Raw genomic sequence first — 20,931 nt, 5'->3', positions numbered from 1 at the left:
AAACAGTAAAGAAACAGTAAAGATTTATTCTGTTCTCATTTTAAATCCAATTCCCCAAACAGCTTCAATATAATCTTTTCCACTTATATCACGAAGTTTTTTTCTTAAATTACTAATGTGCATTTTTAATGAGCTTTCAGTACAGTCTGGTGTGTCCTCACTAATTTTTTCTAAAAGAAATGACTTTACAATAACTTGCTTCGGATTTTGTATTAACAATTTCAAAATAGCATATTCCGTTCTCGTCAGTTTTACTTTTTTGTCCTCTATGAACACTTCATAAGTAAATGTATCCAATGTAATATCTTCAAATTCTAATGTTCTGTTTAATGAGGGTGTTTTAACTCTAAGTGCAACAGTAATTCTTGCCAATAATTCTTTTGTATCAAAAGGCTTAGTAACATAATCAACTGCACCACCAAGTAAAAGAGATACCTTATCTTCAACATCTACTTTTGCACTCATAACAATAATGGGAATATCTGATATTTGTGGTAATAATTCTTCCCCAGACAATCCCGGTAACATTAAGTCTAGCAAAATCAAATCTGGTTTTGTATCTGCTAAAAATAATAATGCTTCTGTACCAGAGTAAGCATGGGAAACCATATATCTTTCATGTACTAAAACTTCGTCCAACATTTTGTTTATATGAATATCATCATCAACAATTAAGATATGCTTCATTTTCATCACTCCATTATATTTGATATGAAATAATTATACCGTTATGCAGTATGCTCTACAATATAATTTTTACTCGGCAATCCTATTTTTTCTGTTGTCCCTGCGGTGTAGGGTTCTGTGGATTACCTGCGTTCTGATTGCCTTTATTCTTCAATACAATATCCTCTGCCTTTACATACCAGTCCACATCTGCACCCGTATAGGTTTTTCTTGATACCGTATCGGCTACGGGATTGACAAGCTCCACAACCGCATTGTACGGAAATTCCCTTAACGGTACTTCTGGCGGTACGGACACGGGGATAATTCCACCATGCAGACTGCACTTCAAATCATAGATACGCTTTTTAAGCTGGGTACTCGGTGTCCCGTCCTCATTCTGCAAGAACACATCTCGCACCGCTGTAAATTTTAATTCTCCAAATGTTTTCTCTTTGTCAATAACAAACCCGTTTGATAATCTCATAAATTCTTCACTCCTTTACTTTTCTTCAACTGCTACAATATCATCAGCAACTAACACATAATCGGTATGTCCCATATCCCCGATTGCGTAACCTCTGCCGTATAACTTCGGATTGACAAGTTTTACTTTCTGTTCATACTTGAAATGCTTTTCGCCAGCCTGCACGGGAATTTCTACCACAACATTTTCGCCTTTCTGTACGTCAGAATAAAGGTTATAGCTTCGTCTGGCTAAGACCCTGCGGTTATTTTTATCTCTTTCAAAGACTGGCTCACTTTCGCCTGCAAATTCAAGAGTTCCAAAAGACTGTGCCATATCTGGCACGACATATTTCATTTCCATATTGTTTTACCTCGTTTCTTTCTATTTTTGATAAATTGATTGTGATTTCTTATTCTGGCGGTTCGGGAAGTACCAGCAATCCCCCAGATAGTAAAGGGTAAAATCAATGCTTACGCACCCTTGACTATCCGTGTTCTTGCAGGTTGTTGGCAGACAAGCCAGAATAAGCAAAAATCTGCCGTTTGACAGCTTCGGCGGAGAGCGTGATTTTTCTTTCCTCATACCGTTACCGCCTTATGATTTCTTCATTTTACGGCGTTTGTAAAGATATGTTCCAGCCAGTCCACCAGCAGACGCAAGCAACATCACGATAAATGCCATTACATTTGTACTGTCGCCCGTTTTGGGACTGTCGCTAGGTCTGTTAGGCTTTTCCGGTGTCGGTGGTGTTTCGGGTTTCTCTGGTTCTTCTGGCTTTTCCTTAAAGGTAATCGTCTGTCCCTTATCCTCAATATCCTTATGCTCGGTAACTTTCTTCGGCTCGTCTGGATTGCTTAAATCGTATAATTCCTCAAAAGTTACAAGCTGTTTGCCGTCAAGAGAAGTAGCGTCAAACGTAAAAGCAACTTCCACTTTCATAGCTTCGCTGTCAGCAATAAAAGTGTAATCACTTTCCACACGTTTTCCATTGATAAGAAGTTCTGCATTTTCTTCTTTCAACATCTGCCAGCCCACAAGTTTGTACTGTGTACCGACTTCTAAGCCCTCTAAGGTTACGGTATCAATGATTGTAACGTCTTTTCCTGCTTTAAGCTCTTTATTGCCGTCCTTATCGGTAACGGTAGTATGTATCTTGATGATACGCTCTGTGATAAGTACCGTTTGCCCGTCGTCCTCAATGTCTTTGTGTTCTGCAACTTTTACGGGTTCGTCTGAATTGCTGAAATCATATAATTCTTCAAAGGTAACAAGGTTTTTGCCACCTAAAGCAGACGCATTGAATGTATAGGAAATTTCCACTTTCATTTCTTCATCATCAGCGACAAAGGTATAATCGTTTTCTACACGTTTCCCGTCAATGATAAGCTCGGCGTTTTCTTCCTTTAACATCTGCCAGCCTTTGAGCTGATACTTTGTGCCTTTTGTAAGTCCGTCTAATTTGACTGTATCAACGATTGTAACCTCTTTTCCTGCAAGGATAGTCTTTTCGCCGTCTTTGCTGGTCGCTGTGGTATGGATAGAGATTTCTTTTTCGTATTCATCAGTCAGCGTTCCTAAATCAATCACAAGGTTATTTCTTGATACCACGATTTCAAATGGTGGGATAAGTTCAAAACCTTTGTTGCTGTCAGAGCGTAATTCTTCAATGATATAAGTATCGTAAGGTAACGCACCTTTGCTGTCGTCTGGTTCAGAAGTCCCAAACCATACACCGTCCTCGCTGGTCTTGCCTGCGTTGGTATTGTGCTTATGGGAAGCCCAGTCAGCAGAAGTGGAGAATTGCCCGTTATCATCAGTTACTACAACATGACTTTCCCCAGTCGTCTTGCTTGTGATCCTAAAGGGAACATCAGCAAGACGCTTGTGTGTGCCTGCACCGATTTTTACGCCCTCAATATCTCCACGCTTAATCTGATTGTAGATAGAATGGGCTTCGTCGGTTAAGTCCACGATTTTTCCATTCTCTGTGATTGCAAAATCAATCGGTTTTGCACCGTCTGTCAAATATCCGTTTGGAGCTTCACTTTCAGCGATACGGAATTTTCCATAAGGTAAAAGGTCAGCAGAAGTAGAAGCGACACCCTCAAGGTCTGTATGGATTGTTTTTACCACTTCATTTTTCTTATATAACTTGCCCTCAACCAATACTGCATTATCATTTAAGGAAATGATGTCAAAAGCAGTATCTTTCAAAGTGGCACTTCCTTGTGGCTTCGTATCGCCCGTTTCTAAATCTCGTTTCTGAATTTTGACACCGCCACGGATAACCTTGTCTGATACGGAAAACTGGTTACTTCCAGTAAGTACGGCAAGGTCGCCGTCCTCGGTAATCTGTGTTACATATAAGCCCTTAATCTGTTCGGACTTATCGCCAGCCTGCATATATGCACCCTCTAACAAGTAGCCGTTTGGAGCTTTTGTTTCCTCAACGGTTAGTGTCCCAAGTGGAAGAACTGCCTTGCCGTCCTGCATATAGAAACTGTCGCCAGATACTTTGTATGTGTCCGCTAATTTTGTAACATAATGGATTGTACCGTCGCTGTCTGTTTCGGCGATTGTCTTTGTAACCCATGTTCTTGTAGCTTCGGCAGGGAGATTGTCTTTATTGTAGAAGCCTGCATAATACTTCCATGTAAATTCCGCACCTGCTAAAGAAGCGCTCCCTTGCGGATTGTCTTTCTGTGTTTCCATATCAATCTTGAAGAGTTCAATCAAAGTGTCTGTTACCTTTGGTGTATCTGATACGTTCAAGGTCGCTGTCCTTCCAGCTTCAACCTTTAAGGAATATATATTTGTATCAACCTTATATCCTGCTGGTGCGGATAATTCCTTGATATAGACTGTGTCAGCCTTTACCTCTACGACATCTGTATTTCCGTTTTCATCAGTCGTAAGGGTGGCAAGCTGTTTCGTGCAGTCCTTATCAGCAAAGACACCGTATGTCGCACCAGCGATAGAGTAATTCCCGTTACCGTCTGTAATGCTGGTATTACTGGAAGTCTTTTGAAGTTTCGCATTTCCAACATTGAGTTTCGCCCAGAATTGTCCCAATTCCTGCCCCTCGCCAGAGTAGATATAACCGCCACATTCATAGCGTCCTTTATTCTCTTTGACAAAGGCTCTTGCACCAGAGAAAACTTCGTCCTGCGTAGCTTTTGGAATTTCATTATAAGAAGCTCGCACGTTATCGCATTGCCAGCCAAGATGTACGCTCAATCTTTGCCAGACAACCAGCTGTCTTAAAAGGTAAGCGTGATTTTTGCTTATTCCGCTGTGGCTGTCTGTGTACTGTTTTACATATTCGATAGATAAGGCAACGTCGCTTATCTGGTCGGCACTCATACGGGTGCTTGCGTCAGCTCTGGTCTTGTAGCCATTCTTAAAGTCTGTGTTAATGTCGATACAGTAAGCGTCCTCGCCCTCAACGGTCAAATGTCCCTCATTAAAGGTAGAACCAATCGAACCGTCATTCATTACTTTTTCAACGATACCGACACGCTGTTTTGACTCCGTCCAGTATTGCTTACTTTCTGCATGAACGGGTGTAGTCGGCAAAGCAGTAACGACAGTTGCAAGAGCTAAGAAGCCCGTACACAATCGTTTTAACATCTTTTTCATAAATCTAATGCTCCTTTCATTTTTGGTAATAAAATAACCGTCCATAATGAACGGCTGAAAATAGAAAAGGAACGTCATTTTAGGCGTTCCATAGTCTATAAGTTATTCAATTTTTTCTTGTTTCAATACTGATGTGCTGTACCATATCTTTGCATATCTAGGAAAACTTGCGTATCAAGGCTCATTCGTTAGTAGTAAATAAGTAGTAAATTGATGTGTTTGTTTCCTTGAAAATGCTGATAGATACTGTGTTTTAGCGGATAATCAGATTTTTATTGTGTTTTTAAATAAAGATAACATCAAATTTGTTTTACTTCCAGTCGCAAATCAAAGATTCAAGATCGATGTAGATCGAGTAGGAGGCGGCTTTCGCCGCCGACCTCTCACACCACCGGACATGCGGTTCCGCATCCGGCGGTTCAGTTAACTTAACATCTTGTTTGACAAAAATATTCCTCTGCTGAGAGTAACCCGAACTCTTTCAGACGTGCATTTGACATTGCATAGCAAATAGTTTCTGTACGACAAACCCGAGCATATCCATGGAACCCTGCCGCACTTTTTGCATTCTTTTTACTAACACCCAGTTTTACCAGATTTTTATATCTGGTTTTAGGATTTTTCCAATGTTTCCATATGCACATTCTGAACCTGTACCTAATAACCGTATCGAGTCTTCGGGTTGCTGTAAGAATTGAGCCAATTTTAAAGTAATTGATCCAGCCTCTTACCACTTCCGCTATCTTTTGGGCTTTATATGAGTTACTTACACCCCACTTGCGGCTCGTTAATTTTCTGACTTTCTTCATTACCTTATCCAATGACTTTTTAGGGACTTTTATCTTATATTTCTTTTCTTGAAACTGATAATAGAAGGCAAATCCCAGATATTGTATTTCTGTGGGTCTCCCTATTTTACTTTTGCCCCTGTTCACTTTCAGCCGCAGAACATTTTCAACATACTTCGTGACCGATTCCATTACCCTTGCCGCAGCTTTTTCGCTTTTGACAAAAATAATACAGTCATCTGCATATCGTGCAAATTTAAGTCCTCGGCTTTCAAGTTCCCAATCCAATTCATTGAGCAGTATGTTAGCGAGAAGTGGTGAAATATTTCCCCCTTGTGGGGTTCCGATTTCTGTTTCTTCTATCTGTTCTCCAACCATAACTCCACTTACTAGAAATTTTCGGATTAGCGAAAGTATTTTTCCATCCTTAATCTCTTTGTTCAAAACAGATATTAACTTGTCGTGTTCTACCGTATCAAAAAACTTTTCCAAGTCAATATCCACGACCCAGTTATATCCTTCATTCATGTATTCAACTGCTTTTAATACTGCCTTCTGTGCACTTTTTCCGGGTCTGAATCCATAGCTGTTCTCATGAAATTTTCTTTCATATATAGGTGTTAATACCTGTGCAGCTGCTTGTTGTACCATGCGATCTGTGACAGTTGGAATACCAAGTTTTCGTTTGCTTCCGTCTGCTTTAGGGATTTCCACTCTCTTTACTGGCATTGGTTTGTATGACTGATTTCTTATACTCTCTCTGAGTTGCTGGCCATTTACTTTCAAATGAGAAAGCAAATCGGCACATTCCATTCCGTCTATTCCTGCCGCACCTTTATTCTTTTTCACCTGTTTGTAGGCACGATTCATGTTTTCATTTGACAGAATGCGTTCTATAAATATTCCTTGTTCCTCCATGCACTGTTTCCTTTCCTTTTCGTGAGTTCCGACCACTTAGTACTTGTGGTACTCCTCTCGGCATGTGTTTCGTCTAAAACTCTCAATTAGGACGTACTCCAGATGATTAACTGTTCTGTCCTTTGCTCCATCCGGTTTCCCGGACTTCTTCGCTGTCGGGTAAGGGACAAACCTTACGGTTATTCCCTCCCCAAAGAACGGAACGTGCGACTTTCACCGCATTCCGCTCACGTATCTATAACGCATAATATCCCATTTGCGCGGCTCGATTGGAATTCATAGCTCTTTTTCGGTTCAGACGGTGCCTTTTTGCTCGGCATTCAAAGTATTCCCTGTCAAGAAATGGATTCTTGTTTAAAGATATTTGCCCTTTTCGCACAATTGGCATATCCATCATCAGAAATAGGATGTTTTTGTCCGACATAAATGTCCACTTTCTGCCTTTATGCTCTTTCCAGTATTTGTTAACTATCCAGTGCTTGTTTTTGTTTGGGTGTCTGCGTTTGGACCATCTCCACAACATTTCCCATATGCGATGATCCAACGTATGAAAGCACTTCTTAGCACATGATGAGTGATGATAATTTGCCCATCCTACTGTCACCTCATTTATTTTCTTTATGAGTATTTCCTGTGTGGCTGTCTGGTTTTCTTTTATTATTTCACTGATTTTTCTCGTAATTTTCTTCATAGATTTATGTGACGGCTTGATAATCAGTTTTCCTTTAAATTTACGAAAGTTCCAACCCAGAAAGTCGAATCCATCATTAATGTGAGTAATGACCGTTTTCTCTTCTGACAGTCTCAGTCCTCTTTCTTCAAGAAATCTTTCTATCATTGGTTTGATTTCTTTCAGTGTTTCTTTGTCAGATGCTGTAACGATAAAGTCGTCAGCAAATCTCACCACATGTACTTTATGCGCATTGTACTTCACACTAAATGTCCTTTTAACTTTGCTTCTCCAGTATACATCCAGTATCATGGGTTCTAATCCATCAAGTACCATGTTTGCATAAGTTGGCGAGATAACTCCTCCCTGTGGAGAGCCTTCTATAGTCGGATATAACTTTCCCTTTTCTACATATCCACAACGCATGAACTCTTTCATAATTCTTTTGTTTCCGGGAATGTTATCCATCATCCACCGATGGCTGATTTTATCAAAGCAGCTTTTTATATCCCCTTCCAGAATCCATTGTGGAGAATCCTTTCTGCTAAGTACACTAAACGCATACTCACGTGCATCTTCAGGACTTCTGTATTTCCGAAATCCAAAGGAGATCCTGTCGGCAGTTGTTTCTGCCACTGGTTCCAGCGCAAGAAGTTGTAATGCCTGCATAGCCCGGTCTCTCATAGTAGGTATTCCCAAAGGACGCTTTTCTTTCTTGCCAAACTTTTCGATATATACCCTTTTCAATGGTTTTGCATGATATGTCTGGCAGTCCAGGCTCCTTACTGCGTTTACTTTTTCTTTATCAGATTTCCAAAATTCTCCATCTATACCTGGAGTTTTCTTTCCTCTGTTGCTAACCACTCGTTTAACAGCCAGAGCCTTCGCGTAAAATGAATTAGTTATTAAATACTGTAATCTCTTAACCAATCTCAGCTTTTGTTCTAATGTTGCCTTTACAATTCGAATCTGTAGCCTGTTAACTTGTTCTTCTGCTTTCTTCCAATCTATCTGGTTCCATTGAAGTTTCATGTCTGTATTGTCCTCACAAATGTGCCATTGAACTTGATACATTCACAGTTTCCAGTTTCTTCATGTAATTGATACGCGTTGGAAGTCTGCTTCCTTTCGGACAGGGCAAATCTTGAACCCTTATTTCATGCATTACACATGAACTTTCGCTTTTTCCAACATCCTCTGCCTTCTGTGCATTGTGCTTTTCTTACGATTAGCCTACCTTTTCCCAGGAGCACATAAGGTTTACCTTGTTTCGTCATTTAAATAATCTTGATATGTTTAGGTTCTGCCTATAGACCGGGAGTTCTCTGTCCGTTTGGCATGATACCATAGTAATTATCATGTCCCTGACTCCGTACTATTTTAGTCAAGGTGTATCAACCACTTTCACCTTTTACACGAGTGACGACCCTTACGACAGTTCACATATGTTAACCTTGCATATCTTTTCCTTGCAATAGGACAGATGTGGTTTCTGTCTTTCTCACGTTGTCCCGCTGCTCCGCACCTTTCATTACTTACTGGGCACTATGCGGTAGAAATACTACAAACGGATGTAGTAGTGAATTTATCACAATTTAAATGACGACTTGCAAGTCGCACACTATGACATCTGCTGACTTCCTATGATTCGTTGTTACTATGGCTGATGAAACCACTCATAGGATCTCCCCGGTTAAAATACGCTATCTTTCTCATCACCTATCCGCCATGTCTACTACCAGTCCTCTGTTAGCTATTGGACTTCAACTTGTTCAGCAGTCTTATCCGAACTGTAAGCCTTATACATGATTTCTGTCCGTCGGACCAATGGTTTGCCTCAGGCTTCCTTCAGATTCCATCTCACAATGGACACCCTTGCCTTGTTGGCTATGTGCTTCCCGCTAACAGGCGCACTTAGGACTTTCACCTTTAAGAATAACGTTCGCGCCGGGCGAACTGACATCCTCCCCCGCCTACAGAGGCGGGGGCTTCCTTTCGCAAAAAGCGAACCGTCGGTTCTCGTTCGATGACACCACTGTGTCAAGCATAAGCGAGCTATCCCCGTGTGCCCCACGGTTTTTTCTATATTCCTGTCACTGCAGGCTGTACATAAGACGCATACCCTCATTCCGGATATTGACTGCAGCATTGACATCCCTGTCATGGTGTGTACCGCATTTCGGACAGATCCATGCACGGATTCGCAGATCCTTCGTTTCGGTATTCTTATACCCGCATACACTGCACAGCTGGCTGCTTGCAAAGAAACGGCCTACTTTCACCAGCTGTTTTCCCTGTTCTTCCATTTTGTACTTCAGGAAATTCACAAATATCCCCCAGCCGTTATCCAAAACGGATTTGCCAAAGTGCAGCGCCTGTGACATTGCTTTCATATCGAGATCTTCTATACAGACGCAATCATACGCATCTGCAATCTTTCGCGATTGTTTGTGTAAAAAATCTCTGCGCTGGGCCGCTACTTTCTCATGCATTCTGGCAACCCGGATCCGCTGCTTTCCACGGTTTTTGGAACCTTTCTGCATTTTTGAGAGCTTTCGTTGTTCTCTCTTTAATTTCTGTTCCGCTTTTCTGTAATATCCCGGATATTCCGGTTCTCTGCCTTCACTGTCCCTGTACAGTTCCTGCATGGAAAAATCCAAACCAAGAAATTGATGCATGGGCTGTTTTTGTACTTGGTTTTCGTACTCGAACAGAACGCTTGCATAATAGTCCCCGCCCGGATTTTGACTGATGGTGACCGATTTGATCCGGTAATCTTCCGGTATCGCTCTGTGCTGTTTGACCTTCACATACCCTGCTTTTGGAAGCTTCAGGTGCCCATTTTCAAGGGCTACCGTGCCCTTCTGGTTATTCGTTGTATAAGAAGCGCGGGTTTTATGTCTGGATTTGAATTTCGGAAATCCAACTTTCGGATCCCGGAAGAAGTTATTATATGCCTTTTGCAGATTCATCTGTGCATTTGCAAGGGCTAGACTGTCAACCTCTTTCAGCCACGGAAATTCTTTTTTGTACTGCGCCGGGGTATTGTTCCGTTTCTTTTTCGTTTTCTCGTAATATTTGATTTTATCATCCAGCATTTTATTATAGATGAACCGTACACAGCCAAACGTTTTGGCAAACAGTGTTTTTTGTTCCCTGTTCGGATATATCCTGAATTTATATGCTTTGTTTGCCATAAGACCTGCCCCTTTTGCGGCTTTTTTCTCCCTGTGACTCAATATATTTTCTGATGACTTCTATTGGTGCGCCGCCTGTTGTAAGCAGGCAGAAACTCTGGCTCCAGAAACATTCTTTCCACAGTTTCTGCCGTATCTGCGGAAATTCTTTTTTCAGGAGTCTGCTGCTTGCACTTTTATATGCATTTATGAATTTGCTGATTTCTGAATTTGGGTGCGCCCGAAATAAAATCTGGACATGATCTTTATCATAATTCCATTCCTGCAACATAATGTTATACTTCGGTGCAATATACACAAAGATTTCCTTTGAACGTTCGGAAACCGTTTCATCAAAGACCTGCCTGCGGTATTTGACAACAAGGACAAGATGGTAATACAGCAAAAATACCGAATGTGCATTATTGTCTAATTCCATATATGTTCAGCCTTTCTTTTTTTCTTCGACTGATTTTATTATAACGCTTCTTATCCTGTATTTCAATATTTTATGACGGACGCAATTCATCCCCCACTTTAGAAGTCGGGGACTTCTTGCTGAGCATAGTTAAAAACTGAAAATGATACCTTCTATATTGTTTGCGATGAAAAAAGCGTATATCTGGTTACAGAACAACTTCCCATTGATATGGATTTAGCGCTCATTATTGATGACACGATAAATCAGTATAAGCATAAAACTCCTATGCCACTCAAGTCAAAGTTTAAAAAAATTTTTGATGATGCCTGGGGAAAGGCTCATTTGATGCAAATGGAAGATCTGCCGGCTGAAGAAAAATATGCTTTCTCTCTCTTTTACAAAAAGGCAAACGACACCATGACAGATGAAGAGAAAGAAAAAGATGAGTGGAGTTGGGATGATGAAGATCCTGTTGCTGATAAAGCAGACTTTTTGTACAGCTATAAACTCGCTGCTGACGTATTACAAAAAAAACGGTTATAGCTATGAATACGTAAAATTCGTTGCCGAATTAGACCATCACGATGTGCCAACTTTTAAAAACGATCTTGAGTGGTTGTATGACGGATTCTTTTGGCGGAGCACAATGGCAAAGTATATGTAATATCAAATGAGGAAGAAAAAATGGAAATAAGAGAGATGCTTTCTGAATCAAGAGCTGAATTCTCCAGGCAGTATAATATTCCTGTGCGAACTTTGGAAAACTGGGAATCCGGTAAGAGCAGCTGTCCTGAATATGTTCGTCAGCTTCTTGAAAAAGCTGTAAGGGAAGATGTGATGTCACAATAAAAATATCTAAATAGGGTGTACGTTTTTATACATTGTCAAATGGACAATAAAATGTTAAAATAAAGTCAGAGATTCAATTATTGAACAAAATGTAGACCATATCTAAGAAGTTATTTGTACAAAGAGGAAAAAATGAGTAAAGGTAAGAATATTGCTTATGTAAGAGTATCAACGGTTGAACAAAATGAAGCCAGGCAACGAGAGGCACTGGGAAAATATAATATTGATAAGTGGTTTATTGAGAAGGCATCCGGTAAAACGATGAAAAGACCTAAACTTCAGGAAATGCTGGGGTTCATTCGTGAAGATGATGTCGTATATGTGGAAGAATTTTCCAGACTCGGCCGGACTGCATATGATCTCTTAAGTATCGTGAAAAGAATCGAGAATACTGGAGCAAAGTTCGTAAGTCTCAAAGAAAACTTTGATACATCGACACCGACAGGACGTTTGCAGCTCACCATGATGGCAGCCATTGCAGAGTTTGAGCGAGAAATGATTCTGGAACGGCAGCGGGAAGGAATAGCCATTGCCAAAAAAGAAGGACGCTACAAAGGAAGAAACAAAATCGTTGTTCCTGGAATCGAAGAATACTATAATCGTTATATGACCCGACAGGCAACGAAAACGCAGATTGCAAAAGAATTGAAAATAAGTAGATGTACGCTTGACCGCTTGTTCCGAGAATATAAAATAAGTCAATGAAGAAATGGAGGCGCAATTTATGTATGAAAAAAATATTAATATTATTATGGGAAACCAAATCGCCACTTCATATGTTCGGAAAAGGGATTGTTATAATCAATTGAAAGGTTTCATGCAGCATGAATATCCTGGAAAGATTTGTGCTTTATATGGCCTACGAAGAACCGGAAAAACAGTAATGATGTATCAGTATATATCAGAACTATCGGATAAAGACAAAGAAAAAACAGTATATATTCTTTGCCTACGGGAATGTGATATGCTTGAATTGCGGCAGGCAATGGAAGATTTATACGATAAAGGCGTTCGCAACTTTTTCCTAGATGAAATAACGGAAGTTACAGACTTTCAAAAATATGGAAATACTTTTTCAGATTATTTTGCAGCAAAAGGAGCTAAAATCGTTATCGCTGGAACGGACTCATTGGGAATTATGCTTGCGCAATCCGATATTTTATATGATAGGATTCAAATGATACATACATCCTATATTCCTTTTGCGGAGTTTTCAAAACTTATCGAAAATGATTCCGTAGATGAATATATTGAATACGGAGGAACATTAACAAAAAGTCCATATAAAACATTGCAGGCCAGCGAAGAATATCAAAATACCGCTATTGTTGGAAATATTTTACATTCATTGGAGAAAAGCGAAGATGCAAGAAGGTATGGAGCTGCAATAACTGAGTTGTACGAACAGAATGAATTGAAATCTGTTTTGAATAAAATGATTAATAAGTTCAGCTATTACACTACGGTCAAAGCAGTTAACAAGTGTTTTAAAAGTGCCCCGCTGTATTCTACGATCCATAATATTCAAGAACCATCTTATGTGTCACTAATTAACACGGAAGAAGCCAATCAGGCAACCAAGAATGCTTTGGGAATTAAGGATTTGGATGAAATGCAAACGTCTTTAAGTAAGCGACATCTGGATGAACTAAAGAATTACTTGTTGGAACTCGAACTATTTCTCGAAATTCCATCATATATTTCATTGAATAGTGGGGAACGTTCTGAAGATTTAGAAATTTTTATGCAACCAGGTATGATATATGCCCATTCAACTGCTTTGATCAAAAATTTGGCGGATGATTCTATGTGGAAGGATACTTGTGGTATAGCTGACAGAAATTTATTTATTTTAAGAGCAGATCATTTCGTAAAAGGAATTTTACTTGAAAATATAATTCTTGCGGAAACATATAAAACATTCCAAAAGATTGATCTGGATCGTTATTACGTATCACAATTAAGCATCACCTTGAGAAACAACAACCAGCATGTTGAAGCTGATATGATACTGGTTGATAAGCAAAAAGGAGAAAGCTATCTGTTTGAAGTAAAATACTCTAATCAGATCGTAATAGATCAAACAAAGCATTTAAGAAACACTGATTTTTTGGAATATATAGATGAAAATTTTGGAAAGGTGAAAAGCCGTTTGGTACTTTATACGGGAGCTTCTTCAAAACAAAATGATGTACTTTATTTGAATGCAGCAACGTATTTAAAACGACTTTCGATAGTTTCCAATACTCCACGGCCAGAGATAAAACAATTACTTAATGAAAACTGCAATACTTCCAAACCAAATCTCAAGACTACATCAAGAAAGAAACCACGTAAACTATAATGAATAGAGAGCTATCATAATCACATTAACTTTAAAATCCGTGTCAATTATTGACACGGATTTTTTTCATAGACGAGGAGTTGATTTTTTAATATTTTTCTTTTTAGGTTGATCGGGAGACATATATATTTTTTTTGATTTAAGGATAGATCTTGATTGATGGACTATTAATTTGTTTAATTCAGTTACTCTCCATTTTGGTAAACCGTTTGATGAATCAGAAAATTCAAAGTCCTGTAAATTTCTTAGATCTGATCTTATATCTGGAGTCATTACCATGGCTGCAGTTTCTGAAAAGTCTGTACCGATTCGTGGAATTTTTTCGCTCAAATAGGAATCGAGATCACGAAAATCATCTTCCATTGCGTATGGTAATAAACTTTGATTGTGATCGAATACAGGTGCCATTTTTATCGGTTGAAGAGTATCAGTTTGAAATAATATTCCATAATTTCCTTTGTGACGGTCAGTGTTGACTATAAGGGCATCTAAAACTAGCATTCTACGAAAAGCGTTTTCGCTACCAATAGAAGAAAAGTATTGCAGGGTTTGGGCAATACCGGCTTCTACTCCGATGCATTTATAAGTTGGAGCGAAACCATATTGCTCATTTGTAAAAAGCGGACATTTAGAGGCTTTTTTTTCATGGTAATTTACAACATCGTATGGAACGGAGTCTGGACAAAATACAGCGGCTAGTTGTGAAGCATACATCTCACTGTATGGCTCAAGCCCAGCATTCGCACCACCTTCAGACCCTCTTTTCATGAGGAAAATTTGATTGTCTAAACGAGTCCAACACTTTGCAAAAGTTCCATCAGTAGAAAATTCAGGGGAAGCTGTTGAAAAATGTTCACCATATAAACCACCTTCAAAGGCTATCCGAGCAACAACGTCATCGAAAGGATTTTGGAATAACGAAACATTATTCCAGGAAAGATGACTCTTTGCTGGACGAACCCAAAACGTATCATTTAAAGTTGCAGCATGTGTAACTTGAAGGAAGCCTTCTAAATCATAACAGTTGCAACGCTTAAGCAATTTTTCAATGTGCTGGCGATTGCTAGGTGCTCTACGATTTTCGATCCAGTCTTTAAATGTTTTGAAACCAATTGGTAATTGTGAAAATATATGATGAATTTCAAAATATAAGTCATTAAATTCATCTCTTGTACAGCTTACAGTTGCAACAATATTATCTTTATTCATTAATTCATATTCGTTTGTATTAAAATATGATACTGACATTTTTAAATCACCTCCGTAGTAATGGAACTATATTAATTTTATCATTTTCCTCAAAATAAAACAACAACTGTAAATGTGGAAGAAAGCTATTTATTATTTTTTTTTCTGTGAAGCTTTATGCAGCTGTTCTATTTTACGCTGTAATATTTTCATGCTGTCAATATCTGATTGTGCAGCAAGTGTTCGAAGATCTTCTAAGGTCCACTCTTCTGTTCCTGCTGCATCGAGAAAAAGCGCAGCCTGTTCTTCAGAATGGGATGGATCATAAATGTATTCCTTTGCAAGTCTCTCACGTTCAGCCTGTTCTTGAATGTCTAGTTCTTCTTTGCGTTTTATTTTAGAGTCATGAAAAAAAGATGACCAGATTATTCGACGTTTAACGGGAATGTGTTCAAGCTGCTTCTCTTCTTCCTGGGCAATTTCATTTTCTTTAGCTTGATATACTTCCAACTGCTTTTCAAGTTCATCAATTCTATTATTCAGAATAGCAATTTGTTTTTCATAAGAAGCTGCAGTTCCCTGAGATTTCTGCAGCGATTCAGTCGCATCAACGAGTTGTTGCTGAATGGAAATTTTTTCTTTCTCTGAATCCTGCAGCTGATGAAAAATATCTTCCTTCTCAATGGAAATTTTTTCATGCTCCTTCTGCATAGCATTTATTCTTTCTTGCAGGTCACCTTTAGATTTATGTAGATCATCTTTCTCTTGCTGGACGGCAAATTGCTGCTGCAACAAAGCGGACATTTCGTTGTAAGCGTCTAGTTGGTTATGAATCAATGGAACGTATTGCTCCATTGATTTTTGAATCTGTTCAATATCTGCACTGCTTTTTTTTTCAATATAATATTTCTTCCGAATAGACTGAAAAATTTCTACAGAAGAATTTTTTACGGAATCTTCCAACATGGCTACGAGATCTTCCGGATCTTGATCGAAAAGACTGATCATGCGTAATTGCCATGATGTAGTATCCTCATTTATATAAGGAAGCATTTTTTCAATCCAATCTTTGGGAAATCCCAAATTCAGTAATAAACTTATTTTTCCACGCGCATTTTTTTCCTGTTGAGAATCTAAAATTTCATTACGTTTTTCTTCAGAATATTTTTGGAAAGCCATTTTCACTACTCCTCTTTATCTCTTTTGGATCTTTTTTAATTTTGATAAACGTCTGGATGCCTGTTGCAAATTTTTGATTTCTTTCTGTAGTTGTTTTTCTTTTTTACTATTAGATTCTTTTTGGTGTATCAATTCTTCGATCGGATAGTTTTCTTCGATCTCATCCAATCGGTTTTCAAATTTCCCTTCCATTTCAATAGGAACAGCGGCATTCGCAAATGCACTTTGAATGGAAAGATATTCGGAAATGACATTCTCTGTTTCTGAATCTTCACGGCTAGACTGTATTGCACGAAGTTCTCTTCGAATGGAATCGGTCATTTGATTCAATTCATCCAAGCGGGAGGACAAATCCTGAACGGTTCGAATTTTATTATCTTGCACGGTTTGCAGGTCACGCAAATTTCTATCAGCCTCTTTTGAATATTCTCGAATGTTCCCTGTGCCACTAGTAACTGTGCGTTCGGAATTTTTTAACCTCCAGTATGGAATCATATAACGTTTTTGATGCTGCGTAAGGTATAAACCATTTGCTGAACGAAAACCAGAGCCGATGGAAGATTCAAAACCTCGAATATGTGGTGGCAGTCGTTTTAATGATTCTGGAATTTCCATCTTATTTAATGAAATGCGCTTTTGAATACTTGCGACAGTGTATGATTTTCCAAGAACGTAATTTCTACGGTATCGTCCGGCCGGAGTTTTAAAATCTTTAAATGAAAGATATTCAGAATTCCATTTTTGTGAAAACCCAATTTTTACTTGATATGACTTCCTCATTATAGAAAGAAAATCATCGTAGGAATCAGATTGCGCTATTGCCATGTCAATAGCTTCACGTAATCGTTGACTTCCGGATGGATCTTTCTTTTCCCTCCATGTTCCATAATCAACGCCTTTTCTTTTTCCTGGAACGTAAGTCAATTTTTTCAGTCCATATTTTTCGCAAAGCTGATCCGTTATCGGTTGAATGTTACTCTTCCACTGTCCATCTGAATAATGATACTTTACTCCGTCTACTAAACTGACAGAATTAAAAACTATGTGAGCGTGCATATGCGCGTGATCTGTATGGACAGAAAAAACGTATTCATATTTTCCGGCGAGATATTTTTCACAAAAATCCTGAGCAATATTGAAGCAGGTGATAGCATCCGTTTCGCCTGGTGCGAAACTAATAATGAAGTGATAACATTGTCGGCCATCCAATTTGCGAAATTCTTGTTTTGTTGCCATCATCCGGTTATATACTTCCTGTGTAGTGGAACCCGCGTTTCCTCCGATATAACGCTCTTCTGTTTTGTCAGGATTCAAAATATAATCAATGCAATTATAGAGTCCTGCGTTAGGATTTCCGGATTTCCGTTCTTTGACATGACTCAGTTTGGTGATTGCCATTTTGAAATCTCCTCTTCCAATTTTTGAAAATCAAACTCTAATTTTTCAAGCTGCCGTTTACATTCAGAGATTTTTTCCAACATTTCTTCCGGATAAAAAGATCCTGCCGAATTTTTTTCGATCTGCAAAAGTTTGCTGTCAATATTGAGTAAGGCCTGTTCGACTTGACGAAAATTCTTTTTTAAAAAATGAAAATTTGAAATTGTGGAATCGTGTAAAACGCTGCATAAGTATTTTGAAATATTTATTTTTGTGGATTCCGGATTTTCCATTTTTGCTTTTTCTAAAAAAATATCATAATCAGTTTGAGAAATTCGAATGGCAACTACCTTCGTCAGTTTCTCAGAGGCAGTTGCTTTTTTATTTTCTTTTTCCATCAATACTTTCCTCTTTTCTGTACTCGGTGATAAAAATTTTCGAGACAAATCAATTAAAAAAAGCCCATGGACGTTTTACGACCATGACAAAAATATCCATGGACGTTTTATGACCATGGGCTTTTTGTGGAGAAAAATGCGTTTTTTATGAAAATCCCGGAAAGCCGCATAAACACTGGGGCTGCAGGCTCATGGACGTTTTACGACCATAAGAAACACATTCCTATTTCTTAATTAGCAAGATACGCAAATTGTAAACAATTTGCATCTTGTTAGGGAGTCCCCTAAGACCCCTTTTGCTCGATTTTATATCGAGCGTAGGTATAAGGTAATGTAAATTTTTACAATTCTTACTTAATGTAGATGAGATAATCTTCATCACTGTCTTCAAAATTTGTTTTATCACCATCATCAGTTGTGTTTGTTTCTATGTTCAATGCTCCAACAATTCCATCCATCACTGCGTCTGTGATGAGTTTTTTCAAAGAATTTTCTGGAGTGAAAATTGTGTCATATGCTTTTATTGCTTCAAGAAAAAAATCAGTTCGGTTTGCAAATCCATATTCATTGAAGCGTTCAATTTTTGAAATCAATTCGGGATTGCTCACATTGAAATGATAATTTTTGCTTTCCATTTGCTACCTCGATTCTATTTGAAAAACGGGACGTCCTCACCCCAAAAGGATGTCCCGCAAAAAATTAGTCAGCTAAAAACTCAAGATCATTTGAATCATAATGAGAAATTTTTTGTTCCGGAACAGTGCTGGATGTTTCTTCTGTTTCAGAATTTTCTTCTACGTCATCAGTTGATTCTTCTGAAGGTGCAGAATTTCCGGTCGATTGTGAAACTGAATTTTTCAACTCAGGAGAATAAGTGCTCTGCAAAAACTTCCACATCTCTTCAAGATCTGGCTTTCCATTTTTGCTTGCAGACTTCAAATAAGCTAAAGTCTCTTCGTAACTTTCTGTCTGATACTGAACAGTCAAACGTTCCTCTTCTGCCATAAGTTTATTGAGTTTATCCTTTGTCTTTTTGATTTCGGTCTGAACCTTTTTTAACTTTGCTGTTGTTGCCTGAGTTTTTTTTCTTTCCATTTTAGTTACCTCACTTTTAATTTTTTATGAAACACAGAATAGTGATTCTGCATTTTTCTGATTATTTTGAAATGTGTGGTGTGAAAATAATTCATTATTTTTGTATAGGGACAGTCTGTGATGCACGATAATGGACTGTGCAGCGTGATGATAATTTGCTTTGCACTGCAATTTCTTCTTGCGAATGAAAAAAAGTAAACTGCTTAATAACTTTAATATATTTCTCTTTATTGAATGGCTGCAGTGCCTGCAGTACAATGGCAGAGCGTATTTTTTTTGAAAAGAGGCACGGAAGATCGAGCATCCTGGCCCTTAATATTTTTCCGGTTGATGTATCGAAAAGTGCTATGAATAAATTTATTCCGTACTTACAATTCGGAAAAATAAATTGTTTGCTCTGCCATGTGTCTAAGTATGGAGAATATGAGATGCTGCACCAGTCAGAAGATCCAAAGCGAAAAGAGATAAACATGATTTTTGAAAATTCTGTTATTCGAATTTCAAATTTTTTTTCGAATCCATCCAATTCTTTCAAAGAAGGATTTGCTCGAAAAATAAAAAGCACTGCACCAACTTCATCATAATGTATATACGCACTATCTGGATAGCCGATGTATTTTCTGTTACTGCTGGATGGAAATTCGTCTGCGCATCTATTTTTCTTCTTCATAAAAAATCGTATTTACAGTCTTGGTGTTTTCTTTTTCTTTGGTTTTCTCTTAGCAGTTTTATTTACAACTTTCTTTTTTTCTGAATTCACTTCTAGTTCTTGCGGAAGTAATTTTGTTGCAAGCTCTGGAAAAGCTTTAACTATTTTTTGATCCAGGACAGTTGAGTGTTCCCTAAATAAGTCAAACATTTTCCGCATACTTTTATCCGGATGAAAATTGTTCGGATCGGATTTTTTCCAATCTTTGTAATGACCAGAAAGATGACTCTTTCTTTCGTCGGTTATTTCAAGCCCATAGTGTTGACAAAACATAATACTCATAACATCAGCTTCAAATTCTTTTTGATGCAAATTTGTATTCAGAGATTCTTCGACAGATCCATGTGCAAGAGCGTGTCCGAATTCATGTGTTAATGTTGAGAAAGCAGCGGTATCCTGTAAAGTTGAAGCAATATGAATTTCGTGTTCTGACGGACTGTGATAGCCATAAAGGGAAACTCCTTTAATATTTTGTTCCTGGTCTTGCAGAAAAACTTTAAGCCCAAGATTCTCTTCACAGTATTCTTTTAATATATTTGTGCAGCTTCTGTGAAATTCAGATGGAATTCCACGGTCAAGAAGCTTTGGATATTTTTCCGGAGGAAAGTTTGTCTGCGTAATATCAAATGTATATCCTTTTTTGAAATACGAAAGTTTCTCTCCTTCTATTTCTCCGACATCATAAGCGGCCTGCTGTTCTTTGGATGCTTTACTATAAGGAATATCTCCATCATCTGTTTTTAAAATAGTGATCGGTGTATGGACGTACACTTCCATTCCATGCTCACCTTTTTTTACAGAGTAACCAAGTTCTTTCCAGGCTTTAAAGGATTTACAGAGTAAAGCTCCTCTTTGCTGTTGAGCAATGAGCATCATGTTGCGTGGTGAATAAGCGTAAGAAAATTTGCTGGAGAACTGTAAAAATTCAACAATCTCTTCCGGATTTTGATTCCATCCATTAATAATCTCATTGATTTTCTTATCCAGACTTTCTAGTTCCTCTGATCTGTTTTTTTTCTCTTCGGCCATAAGGTATACTTCCTCT

At 38.3% G+C, this 20,931-nt stretch carries 20 protein-coding genes; 4 read left to right on the top strand and 16 right to left on the bottom strand.

From position 1 onward, the window contains the following. Positions 1 to 24: 24 nt before the first annotated feature. The 8 genes from DXD92_RS09140 to tnpA all read right to left on the bottom strand — a co-directional run bounded on the left by DXD92_RS09140 (position 25) and on the right by tnpA (position 10,765). Positions 25 to 687: a response regulator transcription factor gene (locus DXD92_RS09140; RefSeq protein WP_028088146.1), complete on the bottom strand. Its 663-nt coding sequence runs from the start codon at positions 685 to 687 to the stop codon at positions 25 to 27. 82 nt (positions 688 to 769) lie between these two features. After that, positions 770 to 1,153, bottom strand: a complete 384-nt coding sequence (locus DXD92_RS09135; RefSeq protein WP_055297303.1) for a YdcP family protein — start codon at positions 1,151 to 1,153, stop codon at positions 770 to 772. A 15-nt stretch (positions 1,154 to 1,168) separates the two neighbouring features. Then, entirely contained in the window at positions 1,169 to 1,495 is a 327-nt protein-coding gene (locus DXD92_RS09130) for a YdcP family protein (RefSeq protein ID WP_002606075.1), read from the bottom strand. 234 nt (positions 1,496 to 1,729) lie between these two features. Continuing rightward, positions 1,730 to 4,774 (bottom strand): SrtB-anchored collagen-binding adhesin, encoded by a 3,045-nt coding sequence (locus DXD92_RS09120; RefSeq protein WP_117719194.1) that lies wholly within the window; start codon positions 4,772 to 4,774, stop codon positions 1,730 to 1,732. Positions 4,775 to 5,202: 428 nt separating this feature from the next. After that, on the bottom strand, positions 5,203 to 6,480 hold the full coding sequence (gene ltrA, locus DXD92_RS09115) for a group II intron reverse transcriptase/maturase (protein WP_118640434.1): 1,278 nt from the start codon (positions 6,478 to 6,480) through the stop codon (positions 5,203 to 5,205). A gap of 235 nt (positions 6,481 to 6,715) precedes the next feature. Then, positions 6,716 to 8,182, bottom strand: a complete 1,467-nt coding sequence (ltrA, locus tag DXD92_RS09110) for a group II intron reverse transcriptase/maturase (RefSeq protein ID WP_082424990.1) — start codon at positions 8,180 to 8,182, stop codon at positions 6,716 to 6,718. A gap of 1,061 nt (positions 8,183 to 9,243) precedes the next feature. Next, positions 9,244 to 10,347, bottom strand: a complete 1,104-nt coding sequence (locus DXD92_RS09105) for an RNA-guided endonuclease TnpB family protein (protein ID WP_055265145.1) — start codon at positions 10,345 to 10,347, stop codon at positions 9,244 to 9,246. Continuing rightward, positions 10,328 to 10,765, bottom strand: a complete 438-nt coding sequence (tnpA, locus tag DXD92_RS09100; protein WP_117812949.1) for an IS200/IS605 family transposase — start codon at positions 10,763 to 10,765, stop codon at positions 10,328 to 10,330. The genes DXD92_RS09105 and tnpA overlap by 20 nt, the downstream gene beginning before the upstream one ends. Positions 10,766 to 10,975: 210 nt before the next feature. On the opposite strand from tnpA, the gene DXD92_RS09095 reads away from it, so the two are divergent. The 4 genes from DXD92_RS09095 to DXD92_RS09080 all read left to right on the top strand — a co-directional run bounded on the left by DXD92_RS09095 (position 10,976) and on the right by DXD92_RS09080 (position 13,940). Beyond that, positions 10,976 to 11,290: a hypothetical protein gene (locus tag DXD92_RS09095; protein WP_117812948.1), complete on the top strand. Its 315-nt coding sequence runs from the start codon at positions 10,976 to 10,978 to the stop codon at positions 11,288 to 11,290. A 141-nt stretch (positions 11,291 to 11,431) separates the two neighbouring features. Then, positions 11,432 to 11,596, top strand: coding sequence for a helix-turn-helix domain-containing protein (locus tag DXD92_RS09090; protein WP_117812947.1), 165 nt, complete (start codon positions 11,432 to 11,434; stop codon positions 11,594 to 11,596). Positions 11,597 to 11,728: 132 nt separating this feature from the next. Continuing rightward, a complete protein-coding gene (locus DXD92_RS09085; RefSeq protein ID WP_055265151.1) occupies positions 11,729 to 12,301 on the top strand; it encodes a recombinase family protein in 573 nt (190 codons plus the stop codon). Between the two features lie 19 nt (positions 12,302 to 12,320). Then, positions 12,321 to 13,940 (top strand): AAA family ATPase, encoded by a 1,620-nt coding sequence (locus DXD92_RS09080; protein WP_055265153.1) that lies wholly within the window; start codon positions 12,321 to 12,323, stop codon positions 13,938 to 13,940. A 66-nt stretch (positions 13,941 to 14,006) separates the two neighbouring features. Here the strand turns inward: DXD92_RS09080 and DXD92_RS09075 are convergent, their stop codons facing one another. The 8 genes from DXD92_RS09075 to DXD92_RS09040 form a co-directional block, all read right to left on the bottom strand. Continuing rightward, positions 14,007 to 15,188: a HipA protein gene (locus DXD92_RS09075; protein ID WP_117812946.1), complete on the bottom strand. Its 1,182-nt coding sequence runs from the start codon at positions 15,186 to 15,188 to the stop codon at positions 14,007 to 14,009. Positions 15,189 to 15,281: 93 nt separating this feature from the next. Then, a complete protein-coding gene (locus DXD92_RS09070) occupies positions 15,282 to 16,307 on the bottom strand; it encodes a hypothetical protein (RefSeq protein ID WP_118640433.1) in 1,026 nt (341 codons plus the stop codon). A gap of 15 nt (positions 16,308 to 16,322) precedes the next feature. Further along, positions 16,323 to 17,705: a relaxase/mobilization nuclease domain-containing protein gene (locus DXD92_RS09065; RefSeq protein WP_117812944.1), complete on the bottom strand. Its 1,383-nt coding sequence runs from the start codon at positions 17,703 to 17,705 to the stop codon at positions 16,323 to 16,325. Beyond that, the gene (locus DXD92_RS09060; protein WP_117805178.1) at positions 17,687 to 18,082 is read right to left on the bottom strand and encodes a hypothetical protein; all 396 of its coding nucleotides are present in this window, start codon (positions 18,080 to 18,082) and stop codon (positions 17,687 to 17,689) included. The genes DXD92_RS09065 and DXD92_RS09060 overlap by 19 nt, the downstream gene beginning before the upstream one ends. 350 nt (positions 18,083 to 18,432) lie before the next feature. Continuing rightward, the gene (locus DXD92_RS09055; protein WP_117805179.1) at positions 18,433 to 18,717 is read right to left on the bottom strand and encodes a hypothetical protein; all 285 of its coding nucleotides are present in this window, start codon (positions 18,715 to 18,717) and stop codon (positions 18,433 to 18,435) included. 64 nt (positions 18,718 to 18,781) lie between these two features. Next, on the bottom strand, positions 18,782 to 19,177 hold the full coding sequence (locus DXD92_RS09050; RefSeq protein WP_117812943.1) for a hypothetical protein: 396 nt from the start codon (positions 19,175 to 19,177) through the stop codon (positions 18,782 to 18,784). Positions 19,178 to 19,271: 94 nt separating this feature from the next. Further along, entirely contained in the window at positions 19,272 to 19,847 is a 576-nt protein-coding gene (locus DXD92_RS09045) for a hypothetical protein (protein WP_118640432.1), read from the bottom strand. Positions 19,848 to 19,859: 12 nt separating this feature from the next. Beyond that, complete coding sequence (locus DXD92_RS09040; RefSeq protein WP_117812942.1) at positions 19,860 to 20,915, bottom strand: ArdC family protein; 1,056 nt, start codon at positions 20,913 to 20,915, stop codon at positions 19,860 to 19,862. Between the last annotated feature and the right edge of the window lie 16 nt (positions 20,916 to 20,931).

Origin of the sequence: Blautia sp. TM10-2, assembly GCF_003480845.1 — a bacterium.
Taxonomy (GTDB): domain Bacteria; phylum Bacillota; class Clostridia; order Lachnospirales; family Lachnospiraceae; genus Fusicatenibacter; species Fusicatenibacter saccharivorans.
Note: the sequence above shows the minus strand (reverse complement) of the source record. Positions and strands in the feature narration are given on the sequence as shown.

Bases quoted from the DNA above. Each gene is read 5' to 3' on its own strand.
- DXD92_RS09065 (WP_117812944.1), bottom strand. From the start codon at position 17,705: ATGGCAATCACCAAACTGAGTCATGTCAAAGAACGGAAATCCGGAAAT.
- DXD92_RS09130 (WP_002606075.1), bottom strand. From the start codon at position 1,495: ATGGAAATGAAATATGTCGTGCCAGATATGGCACAGTCTTTTGGAACT.
- DXD92_RS09120 (WP_117719194.1), bottom strand. From the start codon at position 4,774: ATGAAAAAGATGTTAAAACGATTGTGTACGGGCTTCTTAGCTCTTGCA.
- tnpA (WP_117812949.1), bottom strand. From the start codon at position 10,765: ATGGAATTAGACAATAATGCACATTCGGTATTTTTGCTGTATTACCAT.
- DXD92_RS09135 (WP_055297303.1), bottom strand. From the start codon at position 1,153: ATGAGATTATCAAACGGGTTTGTTATTGACAAAGAGAAAACATTTGGA.
- DXD92_RS09140 (WP_028088146.1), bottom strand. From the start codon at position 687: ATGAAGCATATCTTAATTGTTGATGATGATATTCATATAAACAAAATG.
- DXD92_RS09085 (WP_055265151.1), top strand. From the start codon at position 11,729: ATGAGTAAAGGTAAGAATATTGCTTATGTAAGAGTATCAACGGTTGAA.
- DXD92_RS09045 (WP_118640432.1), bottom strand. From the start codon at position 19,847: ATGAAGAAGAAAAATAGATGCGCAGACGAATTTCCATCCAGCAGTAAC.
- DXD92_RS09075 (WP_117812946.1), bottom strand. From the start codon at position 15,188: ATGTCAGTATCATATTTTAATACAAACGAATATGAATTAATGAATAAA.
- DXD92_RS09080 (WP_055265153.1), top strand. From the start codon at position 12,321: ATGTATGAAAAAAATATTAATATTATTATGGGAAACCAAATCGCCACT.
- DXD92_RS09055 (WP_117805179.1), bottom strand. From the start codon at position 18,717: ATGGAAAGCAAAAATTATCATTTCAATGTGAGCAATCCCGAATTGATT.
- DXD92_RS09040 (WP_117812942.1), bottom strand. From the start codon at position 20,915: ATGGCCGAAGAGAAAAAAAACAGATCAGAGGAACTAGAAAGTCTGGAT.
- DXD92_RS09090 (WP_117812947.1), top strand. From the start codon at position 11,432: ATGGAAATAAGAGAGATGCTTTCTGAATCAAGAGCTGAATTCTCCAGG.
- DXD92_RS09070 (WP_118640433.1), bottom strand. From the start codon at position 16,307: ATGGCTTTCCAAAAATATTCTGAAGAAAAACGTAATGAAATTTTAGAT.
- ltrA (WP_082424990.1), bottom strand. From the start codon at position 8,182: ATGAAACTTCAATGGAACCAGATAGATTGGAAGAAAGCAGAAGAACAA.
- DXD92_RS09105 (WP_055265145.1), bottom strand. From the start codon at position 10,347: ATGGCAAACAAAGCATATAAATTCAGGATATATCCGAACAGGGAACAA.
- DXD92_RS09050 (WP_117812943.1), bottom strand. From the start codon at position 19,177: ATGGAAAGAAAAAAAACTCAGGCAACAACAGCAAAGTTAAAAAAGGTT.
- DXD92_RS09095 (WP_117812948.1), top strand. From the start codon at position 10,976: ATGGATTTAGCGCTCATTATTGATGACACGATAAATCAGTATAAGCAT.
- ltrA (WP_118640434.1), bottom strand. From the start codon at position 6,480: ATGGAGGAACAAGGAATATTTATAGAACGCATTCTGTCAAATGAAAAC.
- DXD92_RS09060 (WP_117805178.1), bottom strand. From the start codon at position 18,082: ATGGAAAAAGAAAATAAAAAAGCAACTGCCTCTGAGAAACTGACGAAG.